Consider the following 24,919-nt stretch of genomic DNA (forward strand, 5'->3'; position numbering starts at 1 on the left):
TCCGCCTCAATCCGTAAACTTTTTTTAGATTTTTGTTTATATCTTTATAAGTTTTTTATTTGGATATAAGGATGACATTATTTAAGCATATTCACTTTGGTAAAGCAATGACTTTATGCTTACTTTTCCACAGTTTGAATTTATATAGATCAAATGATTGATATCAACTTACTATAATAGTTACTTCTAAGCGTGTGACTGCTTGAATCCGCGGCTGCCGATTAGGTTGCCGCCATGACGTTGTTTGTGCTTGTCTGACCAGCGCTGGAAGGATCTACCGATAACAAACGCTACGAACACGCAGACGACAAGCGCGTAGATTGGCCACAAGACGTACTGGTCACGTACCACAACATTGGCATTCGGGTCGGCCTCTTGGGTTATGCCACCTACTGCAGGGCCGTTAACAATAGTTAAAACCTGCACAAAAGCCAATCGTCCATCTGCATCTGTCGCCTTTACAGTTACAGAATACGTGCCGGACTGATCATAGACATGAGTTGGATTGAATTCACCGCTATCATCTAAGCTCAACAGGGTATCCTCGCTTCCGTCGCCCCAATCGATTGATATAGCGTACGGGGCAACACCGCCGCTTACTGATAACGGCCAGGTAATTTCGTCGCCGGGGTTTACACCCCGCGCACCAAAGTTAGATGTAATGACAAACGGCGATATAGTAGCGATATTTTGCCCGACATCAACACCACCATCTTGCGGTTGGTAGTTGACTATAACCGGAGCAGAATCTGGCCCCTGTTGGTTAAGAGCATCAAAGGTGCTGGCAATTATGGTATTTAATCCTGGCAGTAAGTCGATTTGTAACTGGAAGGTACCATCTTCCAGACAAAGCACTGACCCAGCAAAGGCACCGTTACGACTGATTTGAATAATAGTCCCCGGTACACATTCACCACGAACAGCTGTAGGAGTGGAGACAAGTACTTCTTGTTGAGAAGGTACATCAATAACTGCTGGAATATCTGGCGGCGGCCCTGGCACGGTGCCTGTTAAACCAACTGATCCGCTTTGAGGATTTTCAACTGTCTGCGCGTTGACATTAGTGAGCGGAATAATAAAAACCCCGACAAACACTAATAGCACGAGTAGCATGTGAGCTAGCTCGTGCCATAGTTTTGTGTGTTTAGTGTATTCGTGTTGCATTTTTGTTTATACGCTTATGCTATACAGCATACCACACTAGTAAAGTTGCTTAGAATCGTCGTGATTTGTTTTGGACTTTTTTAGCATATGACTTAAGGAATAGTCGGCCGCCACCAATAATCACAATCAAACCACCGACAACACCAAGGATAATCGGCCACGGTAACACCCAAAAGGTTTCATTGACTGCAATAATATCACCACCATCACCATACGATAGGTTGCCCGCTATGGTATAGCGACCAAATTGATATTTTTCTGACAAATCATTTTCGAACCGACGAATACTGTCTGGCAGGGCAAAGCCGCGCCGAGTGTTGTCGCTATTAAACTCTACTACCTCTTTGACGTTGCCGACAAAGTTAGAAACTTCAATCCTACCAAACGGAGCTGCGTGAGTGTTACCATTATTTTGAATACGAGCAACAATTTGATCTGGGCTTGCTGTAAAGAACGATCCCAATTCTCCATCTTTAGCTGCACCGATTTCTAGTAGACTCAGGTTCTCTACCTCTTCGCCTGCTACGTTTAGAAGAACGATAGTACCAACACTTGCTGCAAGTGTTACATCTTGATCTGGGTCTGCTTCATTGGCAGCTGTAAATCTTACAATTCCATAATGTCCGCCAGGTGTAGCGTTAGTTGGTACATCCAAGGTGACTGGGATATCTATAGTCTCGTCTGGTTGTAGCGTAAAGCTGTCAATTGGCTGGAAGTATGTTCTAATACCAAACTCATTTGGTTCTGTTGATTCCTTAACGATAATTTGCGGCGTACCACTCTCATCTTCTGATGGTAAGAAGTCATTAAAGTTAACCACTACCGTTAATGGGTTGGCTGTGACATTTTTAACTGTAATAGGGTTCTGGAGTGTTATCCTCTGCCCTGGCTCGGCTTCCGCCTCCTCGACAAGTGTCGACAGCGCAAGACCATTCCCTTGACTGTTCTGTCCGTTTGCTAAAGATGTAAATCCGAAAATACTTACTGTTGCTATCACTACCATCAACATCATTTTCTGTAGCACAGATAGACGTGAAACCATTTTTCCTCCATTTTATTTATCAACTTCTGATAACTATAGCTAAACTACTTACGCTAAGCAAGAATATCAATTAATAACAGTTGGTTTTAAAACGTGGCCGTAGCTACATATGTAAGCGTTGTTGAATATATACCCTTTGGCTGGTTTTCGGGAATATTAACAATGTAGCTGGCTGTGAAGGTTTTTCTGTCGCTTGGGATTGGGCTGACAGCAACAGTATCACCAGATATGAACTTATATACATTGGGTGTGTTGTAGTTACTGGCAACAGTTGCCGTACCCGGGCCAGCTGGCTCTAAACCAACGACTGGTTGTGTGTTTGCGCGAAGGTTGAGCCCAAACTGCTTCGTGCCTGTTTGACTTGCCGTCGGGGACGCCATGTTTGTAATTGTATTATTTCCAGATGTCATTGTAGTGCCAAGGACAGAAACTGCATACCCAAACTCGGCATTGGTATAGGCTAAGAATTTTGAAGTGCCAGTTTTTGTGGTGTTACTTGATAACTCACCAAAACTCAGCTGAAATCCTGTAGCGGTACCACAATCATTGGCTAGGATTGTCGTACCAACACAAAATGTCAAAAACGGCGGAACATACGCTTGAATGTTAAAGCGAGTATTAAGCGCGAAAGCTAATCCACCTTGGTCAACCACATTACCGGTGATGCGACCATCAGTACTATCATAGGTCCGTATTCGAACATAATGAGATCCCGCTGTATCTGGATTTATCAAGTTCCCAAAATCGAAACTGGTCGTTGCGACGGTCGTATTTTGGGCGGCTACTCTATTTACAACAATGTAGTTGTTGTCAGTATATGTACCGTTATACGTACTCGGGTGAACCACAAAACTATCAGCTATAGGCTGGTCTGCCTCGCCTGATTGGTCGTCTATTGAAGCATTAGTCACATCGATACCGCTCGGCGCAGTACAAGGTTCTGAAGGTATTGGACTGTTTGAGCAATATTCAAATTCAATTGATCCTACATTCCCCCCAAGTTCAAGGTCGAACGTATAATCGTGGTTTACAGCTAGCTGGCTCGGCGTCGATGAAGATAGCTCTATGGATCGATCACCAATATCAGCCGCTGTGACATGTTTTGCGAAATACGGAAACGGCACACTTGAAATCAAGAGTGCCGTTATTCCGATACTTGCTAGTGTTTGTGCAAGTCTATGTCGCATTACTATTCAATCTTAGAAGCTTGAAGTAGCTATGTAAACAATTGAGGTGTTATACACACCAGTAGGTGTTGTAATTGCAGCCGTACCACCAAAGTCAATTACTAACATTTCGTCGTCTAACACTGTAGAGCTTGAAGCAATTGTGTCAGCTGTTAGGTCGTTAGCAACGAATGTGTATTGAGCAGGTGTATCGTATTCTGCGTCTTCAGCTAGGTTCGAAGTCGTACCGTTGGTTACGTCAATTGATGAAATTGTCATACCAAAGTTTTCAGTACCAGCTACGATCGCTGCTTCTGTAGCACCAACTGCGTTAATACAGCCGTTCACTTGCGAGGCGGCGCCGTCAGTACAGTCTGCACCATTCTTAGAAAGGTAGCCGTCGTTGGTGTCGTTTGCACCACCAACACCACCACCGCCGTCGTCGTTGACGTCTTGGCCAGCGTCGGCGAAGTAGCTAATAGTTGCACCATTAGCAGCGTTGGTTCTAATCATGGCATAGGCGTTACTGTCTTCGGCTGAAGCAGTGTTAACGCTTGTTGAATCTAAGACACCCATGTCAATGTCATTGCCGCTTATGTCATCACAGTCGTTTGTGGTCGCTGCGTCAGTATCACCGACACAGAACTCTAAGACTTCCTGAACTCGAGCTGTAATAGTTAGCGTGTCAACAGTACTCATTGCGATACCGCCGTCATCTTCGTAAGAAGACGTTAAGTCTTGTGCATCAGCATCATTGTCTGCGTACAAACGAGCATAGAATGAACCAAAGTTGTTGGCACCAGCGGTGTCACTTGGGTTAATAATGTCCGCAGTTGCATCAACAGGAGAAAGAGTTATACGTACATATCGTTCAGTTGAATAGTTTGCACTTGTTGAATGTTCAATTACAAGCGTTGTTCCGTCTGATCGAAGCGTGTCAGTTATAGCTTCTTCATCAAAACTCCAGTCAGCAGAGACATCAGTTGGAGATGCAAAACCAGAGTTGTCGTCCGTTTCAACAGTTAGGGTGACGTTGTCTGACACATCACCGTCGTTGTCGGTGTCAAAGTCCGGTACATCTAAACCTTCGGTAGCAGTACAAGCGTCAGATGGAATTGGACTGTTAGAACAGAACTCAAGCGTATATCCTTCAAAGTCAGCCACGGTCGTTGTGTCGCCCGGGTTGAAGTAAAACTCGTGAGTATAGGTAACTCCAACCGCACTAACGCGGCTATCTGAGATCGCGATAGATCGTTGGTCTAATTGCGCTGCGTCAACGCGTTGAGCGCTGAGCATAAATGGTGCGAAGCTAGCAAAAACTAATGCAGCTATCTGCAACCACGCAGCAACAGACGAATTTAAATTAATATTGAAGTGTTTCATGACAGACATGTCTCCTTATTTGTTTTTGTTTTAGCTAGGGTACTATCTAATTTAACACAAGCATTTCACTAATAACAACTATTTATCCACAGGTACAGTAGTGAAACAGAAAGAACGACCAGGTCTTGGTCGTTCTTGTATCCGTTAGATGGAGGTGGATATTGAAAGCTAGAATACTGCGGTAGCAATATACACGATAGACGTATTGTATACGCCAGTCGGTGTAGTGATGTTTGCCGTACCACCAAAGTCAATTACTAACATTTCGTCGTCTAACACTGTAGAGCTTGAAGCAATTGTGTCAGCTGTTAGGTCGTTAGCAACGAATGTGTATTGAGCAGGTGTATCGTATTCTGCGTCTTCAGCTAGGTTCGAAGTCGTACCGTTGGTTACGTCAATTGATGAAATTGTCATACCAAAGTTTTCAGTACCAGCTACGATCGCTGCTTCTGTAGCACCAACTGCGTTAATACAGCCGTTCACTTGCGAGGCGGCGCCGTCAGTACAGTCTGCACCATTCTTAGAAAGGTAGCCGTCGTTGGTGTCGTTTGCACCACCAACACCACCACCGCCGTCGTCGTTGACGTCTTGGCCAGCGTCGGCGAAGTAGCTAATAGTTGCACCATTAGCAGCGTTGGTTCTAATCATGGCATAGGCGTTACTGTCTTCGGCTGAAGCAGTGTTAACGCTTGTTGAATCTAAGACACCCATGTCAATGTCATTGCCGCTTATGTCATCACAGTCGTTTGTGGTCGCTGCGTCAGTATCACCGACACAGAACTCTAAGACTTCCTGAACTCGAGCTGTAATAGTTAGCGTGTCAACAGTACTCATTGCGATACCGCCGTCATCTTCGTAAGAAGACGTTAAGTCTTGTGCATCAGCATCATTGTCTGCGTACAAACGAGCATAGAATGAACCAAAGTTGTTGGCACCAGCGGTGTCACTTGGGTTAATAATGTCCGCAGTTGCATCAACAGGAGAAAGAGTTATACGTACATATCGTTCAGTTGAATAGTTTGCACTTGTTGAATGTTCAATTACAAGCGTTGTTCCGTCTGATCGAAGCGTGTCAGTTATAGCTTCTTCATCAAAACTCCAGTCAGCAGAGACATCAGTTGGAGATGCAAAACCAGAGTTGTCGTCCGTTTCAACAGTTAGGGTGACGTTGTCTGACACATCACCGTCGTTGTCGGTGTCAAAGTCCGGTACATCTAAACCTTCGGTAGCAGTACAAGCGTCAGATGGAATTGGACTGTTAGAACAGAACTCAAGCGTATATCCTTCAAAGTCAGCCACGGTCGTTGTGTCGCCCGGGTTGAAGTAAAACTCGTGAGTATAGGTAACTCCAACCGCACTAACGCGGCTATCTGAGATCGCGATAGATCGTTGGTCTAATTGCGCTGCGTCAACGCGTTGAGCGCTGAGCATAAATGGTGCGAAGCTAGCAAAAACTAATGCAGCTATCTGCAACCACGCAGCAACAGACGAATTTAAATTAATATTGAAGTGTTTCATTTTGAAACTCCTTAATTTTTGTTTTTATTTTTTAAACCCACGCCTCAAAGGCATTGTTTTTTTATTTTTGCCTACGTGTAGTTACTTTTTACCATAAGTGTTTTATAAAAAGCAAATTATTTTAATACGTAGCTGTGGCTACTAAAATATGATCCATTGAAAATTCTCCACCTTCTGTTAATGGACCCGCGTTTGCAATATAGCTAATTGTAAAGTCTGTTTGCCCAGTTGATTCAGTTGATTCAGCGATGGTTTCTCCAACGTTGTATCTAAATTGGTTAGCCGTACCATAGCCAGCCGCAACGGTAGCAAAACTAAAACTGGCATCCGGAACCTGAGTAGGGTCAGCGCCGAAGGTTGTTGGGCTCGTATTAGCAACTAAGTTCATGCCGAACTGCTCGGTGCCCGTAGAAGATGGCCCTGTTGATGTCATTGGGTCAAGTGTGGCTGGGCCATTGGAAGGTGGTTGGCTAAGCGTTTGCACCACCACGCCGTCGGCATTATAAGCACCAACACTAAACGTTGCTGTGCCCGTACCAGTAGTAGATGTATCAATAAGCCCCAATCCTACTTCGCCACCGTTGACTGTAAACAACAGTGTTGGCTCAGCGTCCGTCGTAAAGCCAGCCAATAAGTTATAGCTAGCAGAGCTCGATTCGCCAGCCCCAATATCACCAAGATTACCTTGCAAGTTGTAGCCGGAGGAGTTTGCGTCACTGGTGCCAGCCGGACCAATAAAAAACTCGCCAAGATTATAGCTATTAGAGCTTGGCGCCTGTGCCAAGACGCTATTAATCGAGTTTAATGCAACTAGTAAAGCAATAAAAACGTATCTGGAAACCCTATTAAACATAAGAACATTGTGCATTGAACTGTCGAATCAATCAACCTAACTTGCAAGCTAACAGGCATAAGCAGTATTATTAATGTAATCGAGGAGTATTGTAAGAGGTGGCGGAAGAAGAAACAAAAACAACTGATAATTCGAATGAGCCAACTGGCGAGCAAAAACCTGGCTTAGATTCGCAGGTAGCGCTCGATTCTTTTGATAAAAAGGAAGAAAAGAAAAAGAAGGGCTTTTTAAGTAACTTTAAAACCTTTAATCCGTTCTTTATAGCAATTGGCGGGATCTTTGTCGTTGTTTTAGTTGTACTAATTATTGTTTTTACTGGCAGTGAACCAGACACTTTTATAGGAGCAGACTTAAGCGAAGACGAACTAACCTCATTGATATCTGACAGCAGCGAAAATGAATCAACCGGCCAAGTTCTGCGAATTGGCCCAGCTACAGAATTTTCTCAAGACGTATCAGTGCTCCAAGATGTCGAAATCGTTGGTAACTTAGTTGTAGCAGGTGAAATCATTAGTGCAAATTCATCGCTGGCTGGACAAAACGCCGAAGACCCAACACAGGCTGGCGGCGACGACTTGCAAGTTGACGGCGACGCACTATTTTCTGGAAACATCGCCACTCAAGGGTCATTAACAGTTAACGGTACACTTACTGTTAATAGCTCTATAACTGCTACATCAATTACAGCCACAACCATAAATTCTACTGGCGACGCCACATTCTCGCGCCACATAGTGTCTAACGCCACGCTGGTTGTAGTTTCAACTGGATCTGCCGCAGGTTCTGGCGGAACAACATCTGCTAGTGGAAACGACATTGCTGGTACGGTCACAATCAATACTGGTAGCGCCACAACAGCCGGCGTTTTAGCAAACATTGGCTTCCAGCAAGCCTATGGCAGCACGCCGAGCGTAGTTATTACTCCAGTCACCTCAGCAGCCGCCTTAACAGAGTATTTTGTAACCAGAACTACCACAGGATTTACTATCCAAACAAACATTGCACCACCTATCGGCTCTACACTACAGTTTGATTACCATATTATTGAATAAACTAAATACGAATTACGCCGTAGGCGCTTAATATACCAACCGCAAAGACAACGATCACAAGCATTGTTACTTGTAGTAAGCTGCGGTATACAGCTTTTTTCGATAGAGGGTTACGACCAATAGAAACCAAAGCTGTTCGAATAGCCCCAAGAAGCAACGCAACTGAGACAATGGTGCTAACCAAAATCAATATAACCGCACCAATAATTTTAGTCGTCGACACCGGTTTACCGGCTAGACTTTCACCAAGGCGTGTAACGAATGCCGGCAGTAAGCTCGCAGACCCTTCTGGTTGAACCTGAATCTGAATAGTCCCCAGCGCAACCTCGCGCGATGAACCATCTTCAAGTTCGACGGTTTTACGGCTCTTTGCGTCCTCTGTGCCGGCAAAATCTTGCAAAGCAGTTCCAATACTAGCTTTATCGGTAGAAGCCCGTTGCGCAACGCCAGAGATCGGAGAAATAGACAATTGATCGCCAGCTTTAATCGGCCCGTTAGCGTCACTTACAAAGGCCATAGCTTGGCCGAGGGTCGTTACAAATAAATTGTCATCTTGGTTTTGCAAGCGAATACTATTGTCGCTAATTGATGTCACGACTCCAAAGAGTTTCTCGGCATTGGTTGGTGCTGGTTCAACTGTTCGATCTGCTTCGTTTTTTAAAACTACAATGGTGCCGGGTGGTATTTCGGTTTCTGACTTATACGATGCTGACACATTAGCTTGAGCAACAACTAACCCAGTCGATGCCAATAGCCCAACGAGAACCAATAGGTACGGAATAGTAAACTGTTTAATATGTTTTTTCATTTTTGATTGCCTGTACCTATAGTAGCGTAAAATAAGTGGTTGACAATAGTTATGCGTAATAAACTACTGTTAAACGTCGACAAAAACTGTTACCGCATTCGCATTAACATGAATCACGCCAAACTCAACGGGTATTTTTTCTTCGTGGTCTTTGTCTTTGCGAACCAACACTTCACACGGCTCTAAAATAGATAAAAAGTTTGCATGGCCACCTAAAATATCGAACGGACCGGTTTTATTTAAGGCGCTGACGCTCTCGGCCTCACCTTCATAAAACACCTCAAATTGTGACTGCACTTTTACTTTGAGAACTGCATCAATATTTTTAGTATTTTTTTGCTCATACGCTTGGTCGTAACTCACTGGTTAGTTCTCATTTCACCGTTTACAATTTTCATTTCTCTCTACTCTCTACTCTCTACTCTCTACTCTCTACTTAAGTAGCCTAGACTACTATTTCTTCAATCCCTTGTAAGGTTTGGTCGAGCTCAAAAAACTGTCCTTTTCGTCCGTTTAAACTTTCGGTAACAAAAAAATCTTGAGTAAAGAATTCGATTAGTTTCTTGGCTTTATTATAGTCAGCTCTGTCACCGGCACTCAGTTCGTTTTCACCGATGATGGCAATAATGTTTTTCAACGATTCATACTTTTGCAGAATGGCTTTCACTCGCCCAGCTAGCTGATAGTGACGCTCACCAACAATGTCTGGTGACAGTAGCGATGAGTTGGTTCGAATAATGTCTACCGCAGGGCGTATGCCTTGTTCGGCAACTTTACGACTTAGCACAATAACGCTGTCCAACTCGTGACTGATCATCTGTACCGCTGGGTCAGAAATATCGTCAGCTGGAACGTAAATAGTTTGTACAGCGGTGATTGATCCGTTGCTGTTAGAGCTCAAACGGTCTTGCAGTGATTTAATGTCAGAATAAATGGTGGACTGGTAGCCACCTTGGCTCGGCACCTGCCCCAAAATGGTTGATAGCTCGTTTCGAGCCTGCACATACCGGTAAATGTTGTCCGCAAAAAACAGAATGTCTTTTTTCTCCTCGTCGCGGAAATACTCAGCCAAAGTCACAGCGGCGGTGGCGATCAATGACCGCATACCCGGGTTCTCGTTCATTTGCCCGAAGTACATGGCGGTATTTTGCAGTAGTTTTCGTTCTTTTAGGGTTTCATACAACTCGTGACCCTCACGAATACGCTCACCTATACCGGCGAACATCGCCAAGCCAGAGCCAGACTTCGACACGTTGTTAATCATCTCCATGGTAAGGACCGTCTTCCCAACACCGGCACCACCGACAATACCAATTTTTCGTCCTTTAACGAATGGGGTAAAGAAATCAAGCACCTTAATACCGGTGATTAAGATTTCTGGTTTTTGGATACCAGCTTCACCCGACTTCCCAGTAGCTCCGTAAATAGGGCGTGTTTCGGTCATGTCGACTTCTGGGCCGTCGTCCATCGGTTGACCGAGGGCGTTAAATATCCGCCCCAAGGTGTGCATTCCAACCGGCACTTCAATGCCTTTCATGGTTCGTTTGGCCGCCATGCCTTTATACAAGGCTTTGTCGCCTTTAAGATTCAAGCAGACCGCCACGGTTTGGCTTGTAAATGACCTGACTTGTAGTGGTGGTTTTGTGTCGCAGTCGGCTTCTAGAAGTTCGTACAAATTCGGCATTTCATCGACAAATTCGACTTCTACCATTAAGCCTTTAATAGATCTAATCGTGCCTGCACTCATCTTATGACTCCGCCAATCGCATAGAGTTAGTGATTTCTTTTAGGCGCTCGTCGGCAATCGCTCGTTTTGCACGAGAAAAGGTTAGTCGCAGTTCGGCTGAAGACTCTTTAGCTTTGTCGTTTGCAGCTGACATCGCTTTAAATCGCGATGCATACTGAGCCAGCTTTGATTCTAGAATAATTTGGGCTAAGGCCACACCAAGCATGGTTGACTCCAAATAACCGATTACTTCTGCCACCGATGGTTCAAAAATATAGGTTTGATCGGCGATTATATCCTCGTCGTCCTCAACATCTTCACTCAAATTCTTAACAGCAGCTTGCAAGCTTAGACGCTTAACGTCTTGAACTGTCAGCGACACATAGGTTTGGTAAAACGCGGTTGTCTTAGGGTACTTAATCACCTCCTGAATAATTGGCGTTACTTCAATGTTTTCGTCGTCTTTTGGTAGTTTCACATACTTTTCAATACTTACGCCGCGCTGCGACAATTGCACCGCGCCGTGGTGACCAATAACGATAATGTCGGCTTTATCCTTGTCGTACTGCGTTAACATCCACTCAATAAGCTTTTGGTCAATGTCACCACTAAAGCCACCTTCGGCCGTGATGACAATAAATAGTTCTTTTTCTTTGGTTGGTTTAACCGTAAATTCACTAATATCGTCGTCGGTTCGAAGCTTGGTATATAGACGCCATAGATCATCAAAAAAACCCTTACTAGCTAATACTTGGTTCTTGACCTTGGCAATCTGCATACTAGCAATGGTTGAAAACACATTCGACAATTTCGAAATGGTGCCAATCTGCTCAATCTCTGTGCCAATCTGTGCTAAACTGCTCATTTTTTAACCTCTACCACGACTGCTTTAGAGATTTCTTCAATTATTTTTTTATAGGACGCTTCATCAGTTGCTTGCGATGCTTTTTCGTTGGCCAATTTTTTGAGGTCATTAATATCTAGCAGGGTTTTTGTATCGGTGTTTAAAACAATATCCAGCATTATTTCTTGTGCCATAAGGCTATAGGCGTCGTTAATGCCCTGTGTAAACAACTCGGTTATTCGCTTACCCATCTCTAGATCAGATTGGGCTTCCAAGGCCAACTCAGAACCAAAGTGCGCAAATTCAGCAGCTTGGTGATAGGCGGCAAGCCGTTTTAGGGCAACTGTCGCCAAAGTTTTGTGGTTTTTGGTCTGACCAAGGCCACCAACACGTGACACACTTAAACCAGTGTTCACAGCTGGCTTTATTCCCGACCTAAAAATATCCAAATCAAAAATAATCTGTCCGTCAGTAATCGACATAATGTTGGTTGGCAGGTAAGCAGTTGCGTCGCCACCTGGCACCAACACGACTGGAATCGACGACAACGTTTTGCCGTTACTAGCAACGCGCCCAGCCCGTTCTAAAAGGCTCGAATGAGCAAAGAACATGTCTCCTGGATAGGAATCTCGACCAGGGCTAACACCGGACAACAGTGAAATTTCTCGATATATTTGCGCATGAGTAGTGAGGTCATCATACATAATTATGACGTCGCGGTTTTCTTCCAGCCATAAGTGTTCGGCCATAGCACACGCCACATAGGGGGTTAGATACGAGGTGACTAATGAATCAAAAATAGTCGACACAACAACGATGACGTTCTCCATTGCACCTTGCTCTTCGAGTTTTTGTAGCAGTGCGTCAATTTCGGCTTTTCGCTTTGCGACTAGCGCTAACACTACAATTCGATCAGTGTTTTTTTGGTTTATCGCAATTTGCGACAAAAAAGTCGACTTACCAGACTTGCTGTCACCCAAAATTGCAATACGCTGACCAAGCACCACTGGGAATAGCGTGTCAACTAAAGTCACGCCAGTTTCAAGCGGATCGGCTAGTTCTTGACGCTTAATAAGTGGCGGTGCTTCCCGAAACACCGGCCAGACTCCGTCTGGTGCAATGGCTTCTTTACCATCAAGTGGCTGACCAGTTGGCGAGACCACTCGTCCAATAAAATCCTTACCAATTTTTGCGACAAGCTCATGGTGCTGTAGCACCACCGACATACCTGGTTTGACTGGATTAGTACCAAGATGCAACAGCACAACGTGATCGGTTCGCACTTCGCGTACCAAGCCTTTGCTGCCATCTTCAAACATAACCAGCGCATTCAATTGAATTGGCTGTAACCCTTTTGCACGAACCAAAAAATCCTCAACAGCTATAACTTCACCCAGGACCTTTTGACGCTCGACTAAATTTTTAAAGTGTTTGTCGCTCATGCCGTTACCTTTGTTGATCCTGCCCGTAGTTTTTCACCAAGGGCTAATGGGGAATTGTGAAGAATTGTTCGCCACGAATGGTCGTAGCGTTGGCGGTCGGTCGTAAGCAAAAAACCACCAGCTATTTGCGGTTGGACAGAATATAAAATAATTGCTGACTGGTCGAGCTTACCACGCACCCATTCTATAAGTTCTTGCATAAAATCTGACTCAGGCTCACCAGCAAAAACGAACCGTAACACCGGCGCATGGTCAACTAAATAGCGAAGTTCACTAATGATTGCATCGATCCCGCTTTCATTCAGCTCAAGGCCTTCGTTTTCTTCTACGAACACCCGTAAACGCTCCGTTGGCTTAAGCGCCGCTACGGTTGAACCTTCAATAGACCGAGCAATAATATTTTCGCGTAAGGCTTCGACCTCACGAATCGTCTCAATAATGTCTCGTCGAGTAACGATCCGTTTAGGCAGTTTTAGTAGGGTTTTTTGTTTTGTGTTTTGGCTCATCGCACGCTTCGTATATCCTCTAGTATTGCTGCTTTTTGATCTTCAAGGTGCTGGAAAATAAACTCAGATTGACTACTCATGTCAACCTCTTCGCTTAAGGCTTCGATCAAGTAATGGTTAACCACACTTGCCATGTCTTTATCGAGTTTTGTAAGCATTTCTTTCTTTTGTCGATCAACTTGTTCTTGCATTTCTTTCTGCAATACCGCTCGCTGCTCTTCCATGGCTTGTTGAGTCTTTGTAATCGATTCAATCGCCACCTGCTTAGCATCTTCAATAGACTTGGTGTAGGTTTTGAATTCTTCGTTTAAAGCTTTTTTAAGCGATTCACGCATATATTCGTTCAACTGACTTGCCGTTAGGTGTAAGTCTTGTTGCATAAACATAGCGTTTTCGTTAATTATTTTTTCGAAATAAAGCCGGCCACGGTTACGCAGTTCTTCTCTAAATTCTTCAGAAAAAACTCGCTCTACTTCTTTTTTTGTCAGTTCAATTCGTGAATTATATTCACCAATCTGAATATGCATGCGCCGCAAACTTAGCGCTAGCCACACAAAAGCCCCTAATACGCTCAACACTGCCAGTACGACAAAAATTGCTACTTGTCCGTCCATGAGCGAGAAATTCCCACCTGTTTATCTTACAAAAAGTATACCGCTTGTGGTTCCAGATTCAAAGTGCTTCGCTTAACTGAATTGGCCTACTGTCGCCGCCTACTAAATCTTGAGCGCCACTAATAGCGATTTTTGTGGCTTCTGTAAGCGTTAAATACCACCCTCGCGGCGTTACCCACCAGCGCGATCGGCGCCAGTTTTCGTCCTTAGCCGAGTAATTAATCTGCACGACAGATTCATCGACTACACGATCAAATTCAATCGAGGCTCGTCGCTGATGATAGGGTGATGTGACCAGTATATAACTGCGAATTTCTTCGCTGGCGATTATTTCAGCAACATGACGAGCATTTTCTTTGGTGTTACGCGATGTTTCATCCACAAAAATTACGTCTGGACTAATACCGTCGGCTATTGCGAGTTGTTTCATGACTGCTGCATTTGAGGGGCTTGAAGGGTCATCGGCTGCGCCAGAAAATATCAAATAATCACCCCAACCCTCTTCGTATAGCTCAATGGCTTTTTCAAAACGTAAACCTTGGTCGCCACTAATTGCAACAATGGCGTCAGCTGGCCGCAATTGCTCTTGTGGGGCTAGCCAATACCCAAGAATTGCCAGCCCAGCTACGCATATTAAAAAGAAGGTCCCGATTTTGTGAAATAAATGAAAAATCAGCACTTAAACCAAACCTTTTAGGGTGTCGAGTAGGTAGTTAACATCCTCATTCGTAGTCTGTCGCCCCATGGCAATCCTAATAGTGCTTTGCGCTTCTGCTTTTGATAGACCAATTGCACTCAAGCTCTGCGATGGCTCGCCGCTAGCAGCATTACAGGCTGACCCACGGCCAAGCTCAATGCCAGCTTCGTCTAACTCCATCACTAAGCGCTCGGCGTCTACTCCATCAAAATGGACACTGGTTAATGAAGGTACTCGTCGAGCCTTGGCGATATGCATGGTAGCGGTAGGTATGTGCTGTAATCCCTGTCGAAGCCGAGTATCAAGTTTTTCTAAACGCTCGTTCTCTGATTGTCTAGATTCTTGGGCAATTTTTAAGGACTCTGCCATCGCCACTGCCCCAGCAACATTCTGTGTTCCAGGACGTAAGCCGTGTTCGTGCTCTCCGCCAAAAAACAACGGCGAAATCTCAGTACCACGAGCCACATATAGTACCCCGACTTGCTTCGGCCCATATAATTTTGCTGCGCTCAAGCTCATGGCATCCACACCAAGTGCAGAAACGTTAACGGATAAATAGTTAGCAGTCTGAGCAGCATCGGTATGCAGAAGCAGTGGTGTGTTGTTGCCCGATTGTATTCGTTGGTGGCGAACAGTTCGAATATGGCTAGCAATTGCTTTTAAATCTTGAATGGTGCCAAATTCGTTGTGAACATGAATGACGCTAATAGCCACGGTATTGTCGCGTATAAGTGCATGAAGTGCATCGAGTTGAATGTGGCCGTTGCTGTCGACGGGGGCAATATCAAAACTAAGCTGGCCGCGTTCTTGCAACCCTTCAATTACACCCCGCACTGATTCATGTTCGACGGCACTGATAATAAAATGGCTGTTTGGGTAGCGTAGAGCAATGCCTTGTAAGAAAATATTGTTAGCTTCAGTAACTCCAGCTGTAAAGCTAATTGTTTGGCTTTGGGCGCCTAGCAATGCGGCAATATCATGGCGGGCCGTATTGAGGGTTTTTTTGGCATCTTGTGCCCGCAAATAGGTGGCCGATGGATTGTAAAAATCATCAACTAAATATGGCTCCATTGCCGAAAAAACTCGGCTATCGAGCGGGGTTGCAGCTGCATAATCAAAATAATAAGTTTTCACTAATTATATTTTAGCGTACATCTCGTTTACATTGCGATAATAAGCCTTAACTGCGTCTTCGAATCGATTGAATTCTTCGCCGCGCAAAACGTTATCGGCGTAACCAACTTGTCGAGAAATGACGTACGATGGACTATCTTCAGGTTTAATTTTAAATGTAACCACCGCTGGCTCACCCACTGGGAACTGGCGTCGGAACATCCATGTGTTCTTGTCTACGCAAAAAAACGTAACTGTTTGGCCTTGAGGTTGTTCTCCAAATACTTCACCACCAACTTCTGACTCTTTTTCGCGGAATAGAACCCGAGCTTCTGGATCGGGTATTTTTGGTTCAGAAATGTTTCTAAAACCGTTAAGAATCCTAGACACCAATGATCCTTTAGTGTAATCACGCCCACCGTATCGACTGATTGCTTCTTCGCGTTGTGACAGTACAGAATTAGCTAATAAAACAATGTCGCTACATCTGTTGGTTAGCATGGCTTCTTCAAAACTGCCATCGCTAGCGTGCTGACTTATTTGCTGTCGCAGGGCATTTTGGTGATCGGATTCAGGATCAACTAAAGCAGATTGAGCCATTGCTTCATCTTGGCGCTGATTAACTGTGTGTGGGCTTGCAAACCTCTGCTCCACATAGCCACCGATAGGTGTTGGTTCCCGCACAACTCCTTCTTGGCTCTCTTCTGGTCTATCGATGGTTTGATTGTTCATATATTTAGTAATCTTTTGGCGTTGTTAGTTGTTGACTGCGCGATCTGCTCCCAAGATTCGTCTCGGATTTCTGCGATTCGCTGTGCCACCTCCACCACATATTTTGGCTCGTTTACTTTACCACGAAATGGCTTAGGTGTCAAAAATGGTGCATCTGTTTCTAGCAGCATTTTATCCAACGGACAGGCTTTAAGTGCAGCGAGCTGTTTATCGTCTTTTGTGAAACTCATAATTCCGTTAAAAGCGATGTATAAATTCCGTGCTAGTGCTTGATCAAGTTCAGTCTTTGTTGCCGAAAAGCTATGTATTGCACCCCGAAGTCCAGAATATTCATCAAAAATTGGCCAAAATTCAGTAAAGGCACTGCGAATATGAAACAGTAGCGGCAGGTTAGTTTCGGTAGCCAATTGCAAATGCCAGCGCAGCGCTGCTTCTTGGGCAGTTTTATCAGAATTATTGTAGTAATAATCAAGGCCGCATTCACCTATGGCAACTACAGAATCTTCATCCGTTAATGATCGAATACTTTCTTTTTCTGAGTCGCCAAACGTATCAGCATCATGAGGATGCTGGGCAACAGCTGCCCATACGTCATGCTCAGCAGCAAATGCCGCCGCCTCCTGACTGTCTTTTGCGGTAGTTCCAATACAAACGACTGTCTGTACTCCAGCCTGAAAAGCTCGGTCTAGTACTACAGTGCCGTTTTCAAAAAACTCAGTATCGTGTATGTGGCAATGGGTATCAATCATATTAGCAATATACTATCATTTGCTTTTTTTAGTAATTGTTCTACACTATAGTTTGTGAAATTTTAGGATCAAATGGAGAATCTCAAGAAAACTACGGCAACATTGGTAGCAGCAGGTGCTATCTTAGGCGCTGGTTGTTCAGAGCCTGCTAGCAATACCAAAGACATACAGCAAATACACACCGCGCTGCATGCCAGTGGTGAGCTAAATGCTACGTTAAAAGACAGACAATGCGAAGATCTATCAGGTGCGTATACTGCCAATAACCAAACCGAATATTACTTCCGGTCAGTAACGCCGTCTGCAATTACCGAACTGGGCATGCTGGCAAGTACTATCACCCTTGTTACAGAGCAAATGCCTGACACTTTTGACCCTATCACGTTTAGTGAAATTGAGGAGTTTGTGACGAGCAATTCAACCAGTACCGATTTGGGTGATGGCACGTTTTACCAATGCACCGACACTTACTATGGCGCGACAATCGAAGATATAACTATTGGATACAATGATTGAGAAAGCACCAAAAACTCGTGTGTCTCTGGCTGCTGCCATGCTGGTTTTAGCTGGCTGCGCTCCAAGTGCTCCCCGATCACCAGCCGAAATTGAAGCCTTGCAGTATTTAGCTGGCAGCACTGACCGTTCGGTCGAATTTGCGGGTGAATGCGGAACTGAGCAAGTTGCTCTAACAGACGACATATACGTAACCGATCAAAACAGCATTACGTATATGGAAAATAAAATTGTCTCCGTAGGTTCAATGATAATTGCGGGCGGGATAACCGGTGAAATTACCTGCACTCAGCTAGACGCTAATACAGCACGACTTACAGTCGGCAACTTTGGACTGGTAGAAGATTAATTCCTGCTTGGCTCAGGCGTATATAGATACTTTTTAGGAAAGAGCGGTTGGTCGAGCCTTTGAACCACTCCACTGTTAAACACCGCTTTTACTTTCGCGGCTGTGTCTGGCAGCGCTGGCTCTAATAGTCGCACCGCTTGCAACAGTGAATTAACAGCGCTGGCTAGCACCTGCTGTAAATGGTCTTTGCTGTTAACTTCTTTAGAAATTTCCCACGGTTTTGTTTCTTCAAGATACTGGTTAACACCGCTAATTAAATTCCAACCAATTTCTATAGCTTGATCAAACTTAAAATTTTGCACTGCTTCGTGATACAAGCCTTCGTCATGTTCACTTTGCTGCATATCACCAATAATTCCATCTTGGTAGCGTAGAATCATGGCACTAAGTCGCTGCACTAAATTCCCAAGATCATTGGCTAGCTCACCGTTATAGGCTCTCTCAAATCGTTGCCAGCTAAAATCACCGTCATCGGTTGTCGACACATGTCTCAGCAAATAGTAGCGCAGTGCATCCGCGCCATATTGTTCAACAACCTCCAGCGGATCGACGACATTGTCTAAGCTTTTACTCATTTTTTGTCCATCAACAGTTAAAAACCCGTTGATGATTATTTGCTTCGATGGCGGTAAACCAGCCGACAATAACATTGCCTGCCACATTGCACTTTGTTGACGCAGGTTGTCTTTACCGGCAATTTGGGTTCCTGGCCAAAAGGCCCTGTAGCTGTCATCAGGCCAACCGAGGGTAGAGATGTAATTAACAAGCGCGTCAAACCACACATACATAACGTGGTCTTTGTCGTGTGGCACTGGCACTCCCCATGGCATTTTTTCCTTAAGTCGTGAAATAGAAAAATCTTGTAAGCCACGTTCAACAAACGATGTTATTTCTTTCATGCGAGACTGTGGGTATACAAAATTTGGATTTTCTTGATACAACTCCAGCAGTGCTTGTTGGTATTTCGAAAACCTAAAAAAGTAATTTTCTTCTTCTTTGAATTCAATCTCTCTACCCGGGTGCAATGGACACTGACCATTAACAAGCTCTGAGTCAGTTTTTTCTAACTCACACCCAACACAATACTTAACTGCATATTCTTTTTTGTAGATATCACCATTGTCGTAGCAGCGTTTCCAAAACTCTTGAGCTGCTTTTTTATGATCAGGATTTGTGGTTCGAATAAAGTTAGTGACACTTAAATTGAGCGGTTCTTGTAGGTCAACAAACGTCTGGGCATTTGTATCGACAAATTCCTGAGTACTAACTCCAGCTTCTTTTGCATTGTCGTGGATTTTTTGGCCATGCTCGTCGGTGCCGGTATTGAATATAACTTCATCGCCGATCATACGATGGTATCGAGCAAGCATGTCTGCTCGAATAATTTCGAGCGCAAATCCAACATGGGGCTTCGCGTTTACGTAGGGTAGGGTGGTCGTAATATAGTAATTTGCCATGTAGCTATGCTAACAGATGTAGGCTCGAGCTACTAGAGTTAAGTATGAAAAACTTTAGGGCTTTTTTAATAAGTCTTCAGCATCAACTTGAATATCTTCATCAGCTTCGTGAACACGTACTGGCTCTTTTCGTTTTCGTCGCCAGACAATAAATCCATAGACACTAGCCGCTACGACAACCGCCAAAACAATTGCCGGTATAAACGATAGATTTGAATCTGCTTCAGCAACAACATCAACCGCGTCATTCTGCAATAAACCTACTCCGACCGTGCTTGGACCCCAACTAGCCGAACCCAGTGCTAACCGCCAACGGGTCATTTCTTGTAGTGGAGCAAGTGAGCCTAAGCGGTAGGCGTTACCACCGTCTTCATAGCCAACACCATCCACAACTGCACCGGCAAGCATGGTTATTGTCGTTTTTGTAAACGATAGCCCAGGAAGTAGTAAATACTTGGTTTGAGCTACCAATGGAATGAAGTCGTCGGGCAGGTCAGGTGTTTCGTTTAAAGCCAGTAGCTGTACCGTGTTATGGTTTTTTGGAGGTTTTTCGCTATCAATACCGCGGATAAATTCGGCAACATGAAACCCGTCACTAACCCCAAATTGCTCATACATTGTGTTCATTGCTGGATCAGCTGTCATCCAGCCTGTGCCCGGCAAATATACTTCCGCCCAATAATGTTGCGTTGGATTTTCTAATGCTTGAGCGCCGTTATGGGTGAGTGTTCCAGCAATTAACCGAGCAGGTAGGCCGCTAGCTCGAACATCGGCAATAAAACTATTCAGTACATCCAGGTAGCTATCGCTGTTAGTTTGGCTTGCTGCTTCAGTCGCTGCTTCATACAGTGTTTCAATAGTTGCTTTGGCCGTGTCCTGGGTTTGTTCTTGCCCGCTAGCCCATAAACCAGTCTGAGAAACATACGCTTCAAGGGTGCCCGGGACTTCATCAACTCCACGATCGTCATCAATTGCATAGCGCACGCTCCGCACAGTAGCAACTGCCGATGCTTCAACCTTAACGGATCGTTTTGGCCCCAAATTGTACATGGCAATTATATTGCCGTCGGTGTCTAAATGAATCGTTGTCGGCTTAGGGCTAATGTCCTCAATATGAACTACTTGCTGATTAGTGTCTGGCGCTAATACAACTTGCTTAGTTTGCCACCAAAAACTAGTGTTTTTTAGCTCTTCACTCCAGTTAAGTCGATAACTTTGGGTAGTAGCAAAATCTAATAGTACTGACGTGGTGCGGGCTTCGTCGAACCGAAAAACATAGGTCTGCATGCCGCCACCAACACTCGAATCATCGGCCTGCGTGCCTATTGCGACTGGCACTCCAAGGGTTAGTGGGGCAGTGATTTCTACCTGCTCAGTCACGTTCTGAGTGCTGTAATCTAAAGCAGCCACAGCGATGGTTTTCAATTCCCCATCTCCCAGCAACGACGTTGTGTCGTAGCTTAATTCGGCTTGCCAGCTAGCACTTGGAGGAGTGAATAAAACCTCGACAATATCGACTGTAAATGGGCCACGCTGTACTTGAGTTGCTTCAAGATCATACTCAACCGCAGTACCGTCAATCTCAACGCTCAGATTATTAGCTTCCTTCGTAGGCAGCGGAAAGCGAACCACGCCGTCTCCTGTTGATGCAGCTTCAACAGTCTGCACGACAGTCTGGGTGTCGTCTTCTGCAATAGTTATAGCAGTCGTAATATCAAGACTAGAAAGCTCAGCGGCATGCACCGATTGGTTAAAACCACCAAAAGCTAGCAGAAAAACAAAGGCCGTAAGAAATTTTTTCATTATGTATAGTCTAAACCAAAGCACAACCAAGATAAACTAAAGCTTTACAGCTTTTCAGCCAAACTGCACCAATCATCTACAGAAAGCTCTTGGGCTCGAACATTTGGACCCCATCCTAAACTTTCTATTATTGTAGCTATGTGGTCTTTTGGCATGTGCAGCCCACCGCTTAACGAATTAACTAGTTTTTTACGTCGTTCACCAAAACCAGCTTTAACGACTCTAAAAAATTGTTTGTTATCAATATCATCGCGAGTGGGTTGTGGAATTAGCTGCACAATCTGTGAATCTACTTTTGGCGGAGGAGTGAATAACCCGGCAGGGACTTCTGGACCCAAACTACAATCAGCATAAAACTGAGCGGCTACGCTCAATATCGACATTTTGCCAGGCTCAGCCACAATTCGCTGTGCCACCTCCTTTTGGATCAGTAGTCCAATTGCCGTTGGTTGATTTTTTAGCTCCAGTAAATTACGAATTAACTTAGATGTCAGGTAGTAGGGGATATTGCCAACAACCTTAAAGTTTTTAAATTTACTAAAATCAAACTGCAAAATATCTTCGTTTACAATCGAAATATCCTCAGTACTAAACTTTTTCTGTAAATCGGCAGCTAACATACTATCAAATTCAACAGCAGTAACTGTGGCCCCACGCGACAGTAACTCCTCGCTCAAAGTTCCTAAGCCGGGACCGATCTCAATTACCGTATCGCCAGCTTCTACCTGCCCAGCATCCGCAACAGCCCGCAAGCTTGGTTCGTCAAACAACCAGTGTTGACCAAGTGACTTATTAGGCATCGCCAAATTTTCCAAACCACTCTTCTGCGCGTTCAATAATCTTTCTTTGCTGCTTCATTGGTCCATCAAGTCGTTCTTTAGCTTCCTTAAACGTAAACCACAATGCTTCGTCATGCTCTGGATCAATTGGCTTATCTAAATCGTTCTGCCATTCAAATAAGTAATAGTGGGTGGACTTTATCATGGGGAATTTTTTTAAACTCAAAACTCTATCTTCCTGCGCTCCTAGATATGCTAATGGCTTTGATGATGTTGCGGTTTCTTCAGACACCTCCCTTGTGGCTGTTTGCTCAAGGTTCTCGCCGTTTTCTACAGTTCCTTTTGGTAAATGAAACTCTGGTCCCTCAATCTCATGCTTTCTCAATAAGATAGCCTCTTTGATTCCACCATTCTCTCTAAAAACAAGCCCCCCGGCTGACACGTGAAAAGGGTTGTTTGGATCTGCATGAAGACTAATTAAGCCAGACGGTCCATTCATAGTTTTTTGTTGCCCACTTCCAAACCATTCCTCAGCCCGCGCAATAATATCTTCTTCTTGCTTTGGCTGTTTAGATAATTTTTGTATAGCTTCATCCGCCGGCAACCAAACCACCTCATCATGTTCATCATCCATAGCATCTGCGTCACGATCTATATACTCCATTAAGTAGTAGTGAGTTGCGCGGTCGATAGTAATATGAATCGTAAAACTCCGCTGAATTGCGCCCAAATAAGCAATTGGTTTTGCAGTTATACCTGACTCTTCTTTAACTTCGCGAAGAGCCGCTTGTTCTAGATTTTCATCACCATCTACTCTGCCTTTTGTTAGGTTGTAGGTTTCGGTGTCTGCATCAAATTTATAGCCTCGTCGAATTAAAATTGCGTATACGCGTTGGTCGTTTTCTACTTTATATACAACACCGCCAGCATTTACTTGATACGGCCAGTCTGGTGATGCGTGTAAATTTATTGCCACTTAATCCTCTAAAGTAAGTAGCGGTAGCCCAATTTCTGGATCAATCTGACGCTGCAACGATTTATCAAATGTTTGAATGTAGACTTCGCAGGTTCCACCGACAATCAATTCATTAATATGACCGCCGCGTGGTTTATTGTTGCTGTCGGTAACGACACCGTGTAAATGCAGCGCTACTTTATCACCAATTCGCGACACGTTACCTTGCAAACTAACCAGCTCGCGTACGTCCTTAACAGATCTAAAAATATACTTTTTCCTGCTCAAGTTGTAATAACCAACTCGTGCTTTGGTGGCTCCGCCGATGCCACTAATCCAACCCGCTTCTACACTATTCTGTTCACAAAATTCAGTTAGTTTTTGCACTAACTCCTCACCTAATTCGAGTCTAATCATCCAGCCAGTCGGTGTTTGCGTCGATTTCATATATTAAGAAGAGTATAACAGGATTCATCCACAATCATTACTCTGCTACAACACATTCCTGCTCTTTACACAATAATTTCGACATGCTCAAAAAAATAAAAAAAACCACTCCCCTGCCCCAGCTTGTAAAAAATTATTTTAAAATAGTTATTAAATAGTTATTAAATTATTTTAAATTAATTTTAAACTTGTTTTAAAATAATTTTTTTAGTACAATAGAGCAGTAGTGATGCAGGCGTGAGACTCAGGGATTACTCCCCTACTTCACACAAACAAAAACCCCGTTTGGGCGCAAAAATATGTAACCGTTTTAATCCCTATTAAGAAATTAATTGTTTAGGAGCACTTCCCTCTATGGGTCGATCAACACTCGAAAACCGTAATCAACGCACGTTAACTAAAACCGCCAGCGGCAGCTATGTCCTCACCCTGCCAATCGAACTCGTCCGCGAACTTAACTGGAAAGACGGACAAAAAGTACAGGTCAGTAAATCTGGTAAAAAATTAGTGGTGGTTGATTAAGCCAATTTCCATAAATATCTAAAAAACTGCTGTCTTAGCACTGCACTTGGAAAAGTATGGTCTGCCTATTTCTTTGCATTCTAGAAAAAAGGTAGTGTCTTCATACACCCCTCCAGTTACAGATTCCAAATTACCATCATTGCAGCCATAGTAATTTCCAAGGTCACCATATGCTCTACCGACAGCACCACTTCTAAGTCTGCAAATTATATTTTTATCGTTATCTAAAACAACCAACCATGGCAAATCTTTATTATTACTATTATCTGTTTCTTGCTCCTCGCCGATGGTAATAAAACGCCTTTCAATGTTTTCGCTAGCAACTTTAATCACAACATCTTCTTTTGAGTCTTCTATGTTATTCGGGCAATAGAGGGTCTCTACCTCTGCCCCAATATTTTCTATGATGAAACAAGGATCATATAAAAAATTTTCATCAGTAGCACATCGGTACGCATCGGATCGCCCAGAGAGCAACGAACCCCAGCAAAGCTCTCCGTTCGAAAAATCACTCACAAATGAATCGGCGGCAGGTGGAGAGTAATTAACAATCTCAGTTTGAACAGGCTCTGAAAACCTAGTTTGTATTTTATTTAGTTCGTTTACTGCAGCAGGCAGTGAAACTAGAAATGCAAGTATAGCAACCGAGAAGTTGAGTATGTTAATTCTTTTTTGCGTCAACATT

27 protein-coding genes are annotated in these 24,919 nt (G+C 44.0%); 4 read left to right on the forward strand and 23 right to left on the reverse strand.

The genetic code is table 11. The features are described from left to right. Positions 1-186: 186 nt before the first annotated feature. The 6 genes from EYO12_02555 to EYO12_02580 form a co-directional block, all read right to left on the reverse strand. Positions 187-1,164, reverse strand: a complete 978-nt coding sequence (locus EYO12_02555) for a PKD domain-containing protein (GenBank protein HIA91975.1) — start codon at positions 1,162-1,164, stop codon at positions 187-189. 49 nt (positions 1,165-1,213) lie between these two features. Next, positions 1,214-2,206 (reverse strand): hypothetical protein, encoded by a 993-nt coding sequence (locus EYO12_02560; protein HIA91976.1) that lies wholly within the window; start codon positions 2,204-2,206, stop codon positions 1,214-1,216. 86 nt (positions 2,207-2,292) lie between these two features. Then, positions 2,293-3,393 (reverse strand): hypothetical protein, encoded by a 1,101-nt coding sequence (locus EYO12_02565; GenBank protein HIA91977.1) that lies wholly within the window; start codon positions 3,391-3,393, stop codon positions 2,293-2,295. Positions 3,394-3,405: 12 nt separating this feature from the next. Next, on the reverse strand, positions 3,406-4,755 hold the full coding sequence (locus EYO12_02570; protein ID HIA91978.1) for a hypothetical protein: 1,350 nt from the start codon (positions 4,753-4,755) through the stop codon (positions 3,406-3,408). A 168-nt stretch (positions 4,756-4,923) separates the two neighbouring features. Beyond that, positions 4,924-6,273 carry a hypothetical protein gene (locus tag EYO12_02575; protein HIA91979.1) on the reverse strand — a complete coding sequence of 450 codons (1,350 nt, stop codon included), beginning with the start codon at positions 6,271-6,273 and terminating at the stop codon, positions 4,924-4,926. A 121-nt stretch (positions 6,274-6,394) separates the two neighbouring features. Then, the gene (locus tag EYO12_02580; protein HIA91980.1) at positions 6,395-7,126 is read right to left on the reverse strand and encodes a hypothetical protein; all 732 of its coding nucleotides are present in this window, start codon (positions 7,124-7,126) and stop codon (positions 6,395-6,397) included. A 98-nt stretch (positions 7,127-7,224) separates the two neighbouring features. Between EYO12_02580 and EYO12_02585 the strand changes: the two genes are divergently transcribed. After that, positions 7,225-8,178 carry a hypothetical protein gene (locus EYO12_02585; protein HIA91981.1) on the forward strand — a complete coding sequence of 318 codons (954 nt, stop codon included), beginning with the start codon at positions 7,225-7,227 and terminating at the stop codon, positions 8,176-8,178. 1 nt (position 8,179) lies between these two features. On the opposite strand, the gene EYO12_02590 is transcribed toward EYO12_02585, so the two are convergent. The 11 genes from EYO12_02590 to EYO12_02640 form a co-directional block, all read right to left on the reverse strand. Beyond that, entirely contained in the window at positions 8,180-8,986 is an 807-nt protein-coding gene (locus EYO12_02590) for a hypothetical protein (protein HIA91982.1), read from the reverse strand. Positions 8,987-9,055: 69 nt separating this feature from the next. Continuing rightward, positions 9,056-9,349, reverse strand: coding sequence for a hypothetical protein (locus EYO12_02595; protein ID HIA91983.1), 294 nt, complete (start codon positions 9,347-9,349; stop codon positions 9,056-9,058). Between the two features lie 82 nt (positions 9,350-9,431). Continuing rightward, complete coding sequence (locus EYO12_02600; protein ID HIA91984.1) at positions 9,432-10,733, reverse strand: F0F1 ATP synthase subunit beta; 1,302 nt, start codon at positions 10,731-10,733, stop codon at positions 9,432-9,434. Position 10,734: 1 nt separating this feature from the next. Beyond that, on the reverse strand, positions 10,735-11,577 hold the full coding sequence (locus EYO12_02605) for a hypothetical protein (protein ID HIA91985.1): 843 nt from the start codon (positions 11,575-11,577) through the stop codon (positions 10,735-10,737). Further along, positions 11,574-12,998, reverse strand: a complete 1,425-nt coding sequence (locus EYO12_02610) for a sodium-transporting two-sector ATPase (protein ID HIA91986.1) — start codon at positions 12,996-12,998, stop codon at positions 11,574-11,576. Before EYO12_02610 ends, EYO12_02605 begins: the two co-directional genes overlap by 4 nt. Beyond that, positions 12,995-13,504, reverse strand: coding sequence for a hypothetical protein (locus EYO12_02615; protein HIA91987.1), 510 nt, complete (start codon positions 13,502-13,504; stop codon positions 12,995-12,997). Before EYO12_02615 ends, EYO12_02610 begins: the two co-directional genes overlap by 4 nt. Then, a complete protein-coding gene (locus EYO12_02620; protein HIA91988.1) occupies positions 13,501-14,118 on the reverse strand; it encodes a hypothetical protein in 618 nt (205 codons plus the stop codon). Before EYO12_02620 ends, EYO12_02615 begins: the two co-directional genes overlap by 4 nt. Positions 14,119-14,176: 58 nt before the next feature. Next, positions 14,177-14,797 carry a YdcF family protein gene (locus tag EYO12_02625; protein HIA91989.1) on the reverse strand — a complete coding sequence of 207 codons (621 nt, stop codon included), beginning with the start codon at positions 14,795-14,797 and terminating at the stop codon, positions 14,177-14,179. Beyond that, a complete protein-coding gene (locus EYO12_02630) occupies positions 14,798-15,949 on the reverse strand; it encodes a cysteine desulfurase (GenBank protein HIA91990.1) in 1,152 nt (383 codons plus the stop codon). 3 nt (positions 15,950-15,952) lie between these two features. Next, complete coding sequence (locus EYO12_02635; protein ID HIA91991.1) at positions 15,953-16,660, reverse strand: hypothetical protein; 708 nt, start codon at positions 16,658-16,660, stop codon at positions 15,953-15,955. After that, positions 16,657-17,409: a TatD family deoxyribonuclease gene (locus tag EYO12_02640; GenBank protein ID HIA91992.1), complete on the reverse strand. Its 753-nt coding sequence runs from the start codon at positions 17,407-17,409 to the stop codon at positions 16,657-16,659. The genes EYO12_02635 and EYO12_02640 overlap by 4 nt, the downstream gene beginning before the upstream one ends. Positions 17,410-17,481: 72 nt before the next feature. Here EYO12_02640 and EYO12_02645 point away from each other — a divergent pair, with 72 nt between their 5' ends. Both EYO12_02645 and EYO12_02650 read left to right on the forward strand, forming a co-directional pair. Next, the gene (locus EYO12_02645; protein HIA91993.1) at positions 17,482-17,925 is read left to right on the forward strand and encodes a hypothetical protein; all 444 of its coding nucleotides are present in this window, start codon (positions 17,482-17,484) and stop codon (positions 17,923-17,925) included. Further along, positions 17,918-18,271 (forward strand): hypothetical protein, encoded by a 354-nt coding sequence (locus EYO12_02650; GenBank protein HIA91994.1) that lies wholly within the window; start codon positions 17,918-17,920, stop codon positions 18,269-18,271. The genes EYO12_02645 and EYO12_02650 overlap by 8 nt, the downstream gene beginning before the upstream one ends. On the opposite strand, the gene EYO12_02655 is transcribed toward EYO12_02650, so the two are convergent. From EYO12_02655 to EYO12_02675, 5 genes are read right to left on the reverse strand one after another with little or no spacing between them, the layout of a single operon-like run. Beyond that, positions 18,268-19,728, reverse strand: coding sequence for a methionine--tRNA ligase (locus EYO12_02655; protein ID HIA91995.1), 1,461 nt, complete (start codon positions 19,726-19,728; stop codon positions 18,268-18,270). The genes EYO12_02650 and EYO12_02655 overlap by 4 nt on opposite strands. Before the next feature lie 54 nt (positions 19,729-19,782). Next, positions 19,783-21,531 carry a hypothetical protein gene (locus EYO12_02660; GenBank protein ID HIA91996.1) on the reverse strand — a complete coding sequence of 583 codons (1,749 nt, stop codon included), beginning with the start codon at positions 21,529-21,531 and terminating at the stop codon, positions 19,783-19,785. Between the two features lie 44 nt (positions 21,532-21,575). Next, positions 21,576-22,331, reverse strand: coding sequence for a ribosomal RNA small subunit methyltransferase A (gene rsmA / locus EYO12_02665; protein HIA91997.1), 756 nt, complete (start codon positions 22,329-22,331; stop codon positions 21,576-21,578). Further along, on the reverse strand, positions 22,324-23,286 hold the full coding sequence (locus EYO12_02670; protein HIA91998.1) for an NUDIX domain-containing protein: 963 nt from the start codon (positions 23,284-23,286) through the stop codon (positions 22,324-22,326). The genes rsmA and EYO12_02670 overlap by 8 nt, the downstream gene beginning before the upstream one ends. Further along, the gene (locus EYO12_02675; protein ID HIA91999.1) at positions 23,287-23,712 is read right to left on the reverse strand and encodes a DNA-binding protein; all 426 of its coding nucleotides are present in this window, start codon (positions 23,710-23,712) and stop codon (positions 23,287-23,289) included. A gap of 354 nt (positions 23,713-24,066) precedes the next feature. Here EYO12_02675 and EYO12_02680 point away from each other — a divergent pair, with 354 nt between their 5' ends. After that, a complete protein-coding gene (locus EYO12_02680; GenBank protein HIA92000.1) occupies positions 24,067-24,234 on the forward strand; it encodes an AbrB/MazE/SpoVT family DNA-binding domain-containing protein in 168 nt (55 codons plus the stop codon). A gap of 18 nt (positions 24,235-24,252) precedes the next feature. Here the strand turns inward: EYO12_02680 and EYO12_02685 are convergent, their stop codons facing one another. Continuing rightward, complete coding sequence (locus EYO12_02685) at positions 24,253-24,918, reverse strand: hypothetical protein (GenBank protein HIA92001.1); 666 nt, start codon at positions 24,916-24,918, stop codon at positions 24,253-24,255. Position 24,919 lies beyond the last annotated feature (1 nt).

The sequence above is a fragment of the Candidatus Saccharibacteria bacterium genome (assembly GCA_012965045.1).
In the GTDB taxonomy this organism is placed as follows: Bacteria; Patescibacteriota; Saccharimonadia; order Saccharimonadales; family DTSZ01; genus DTSZ01.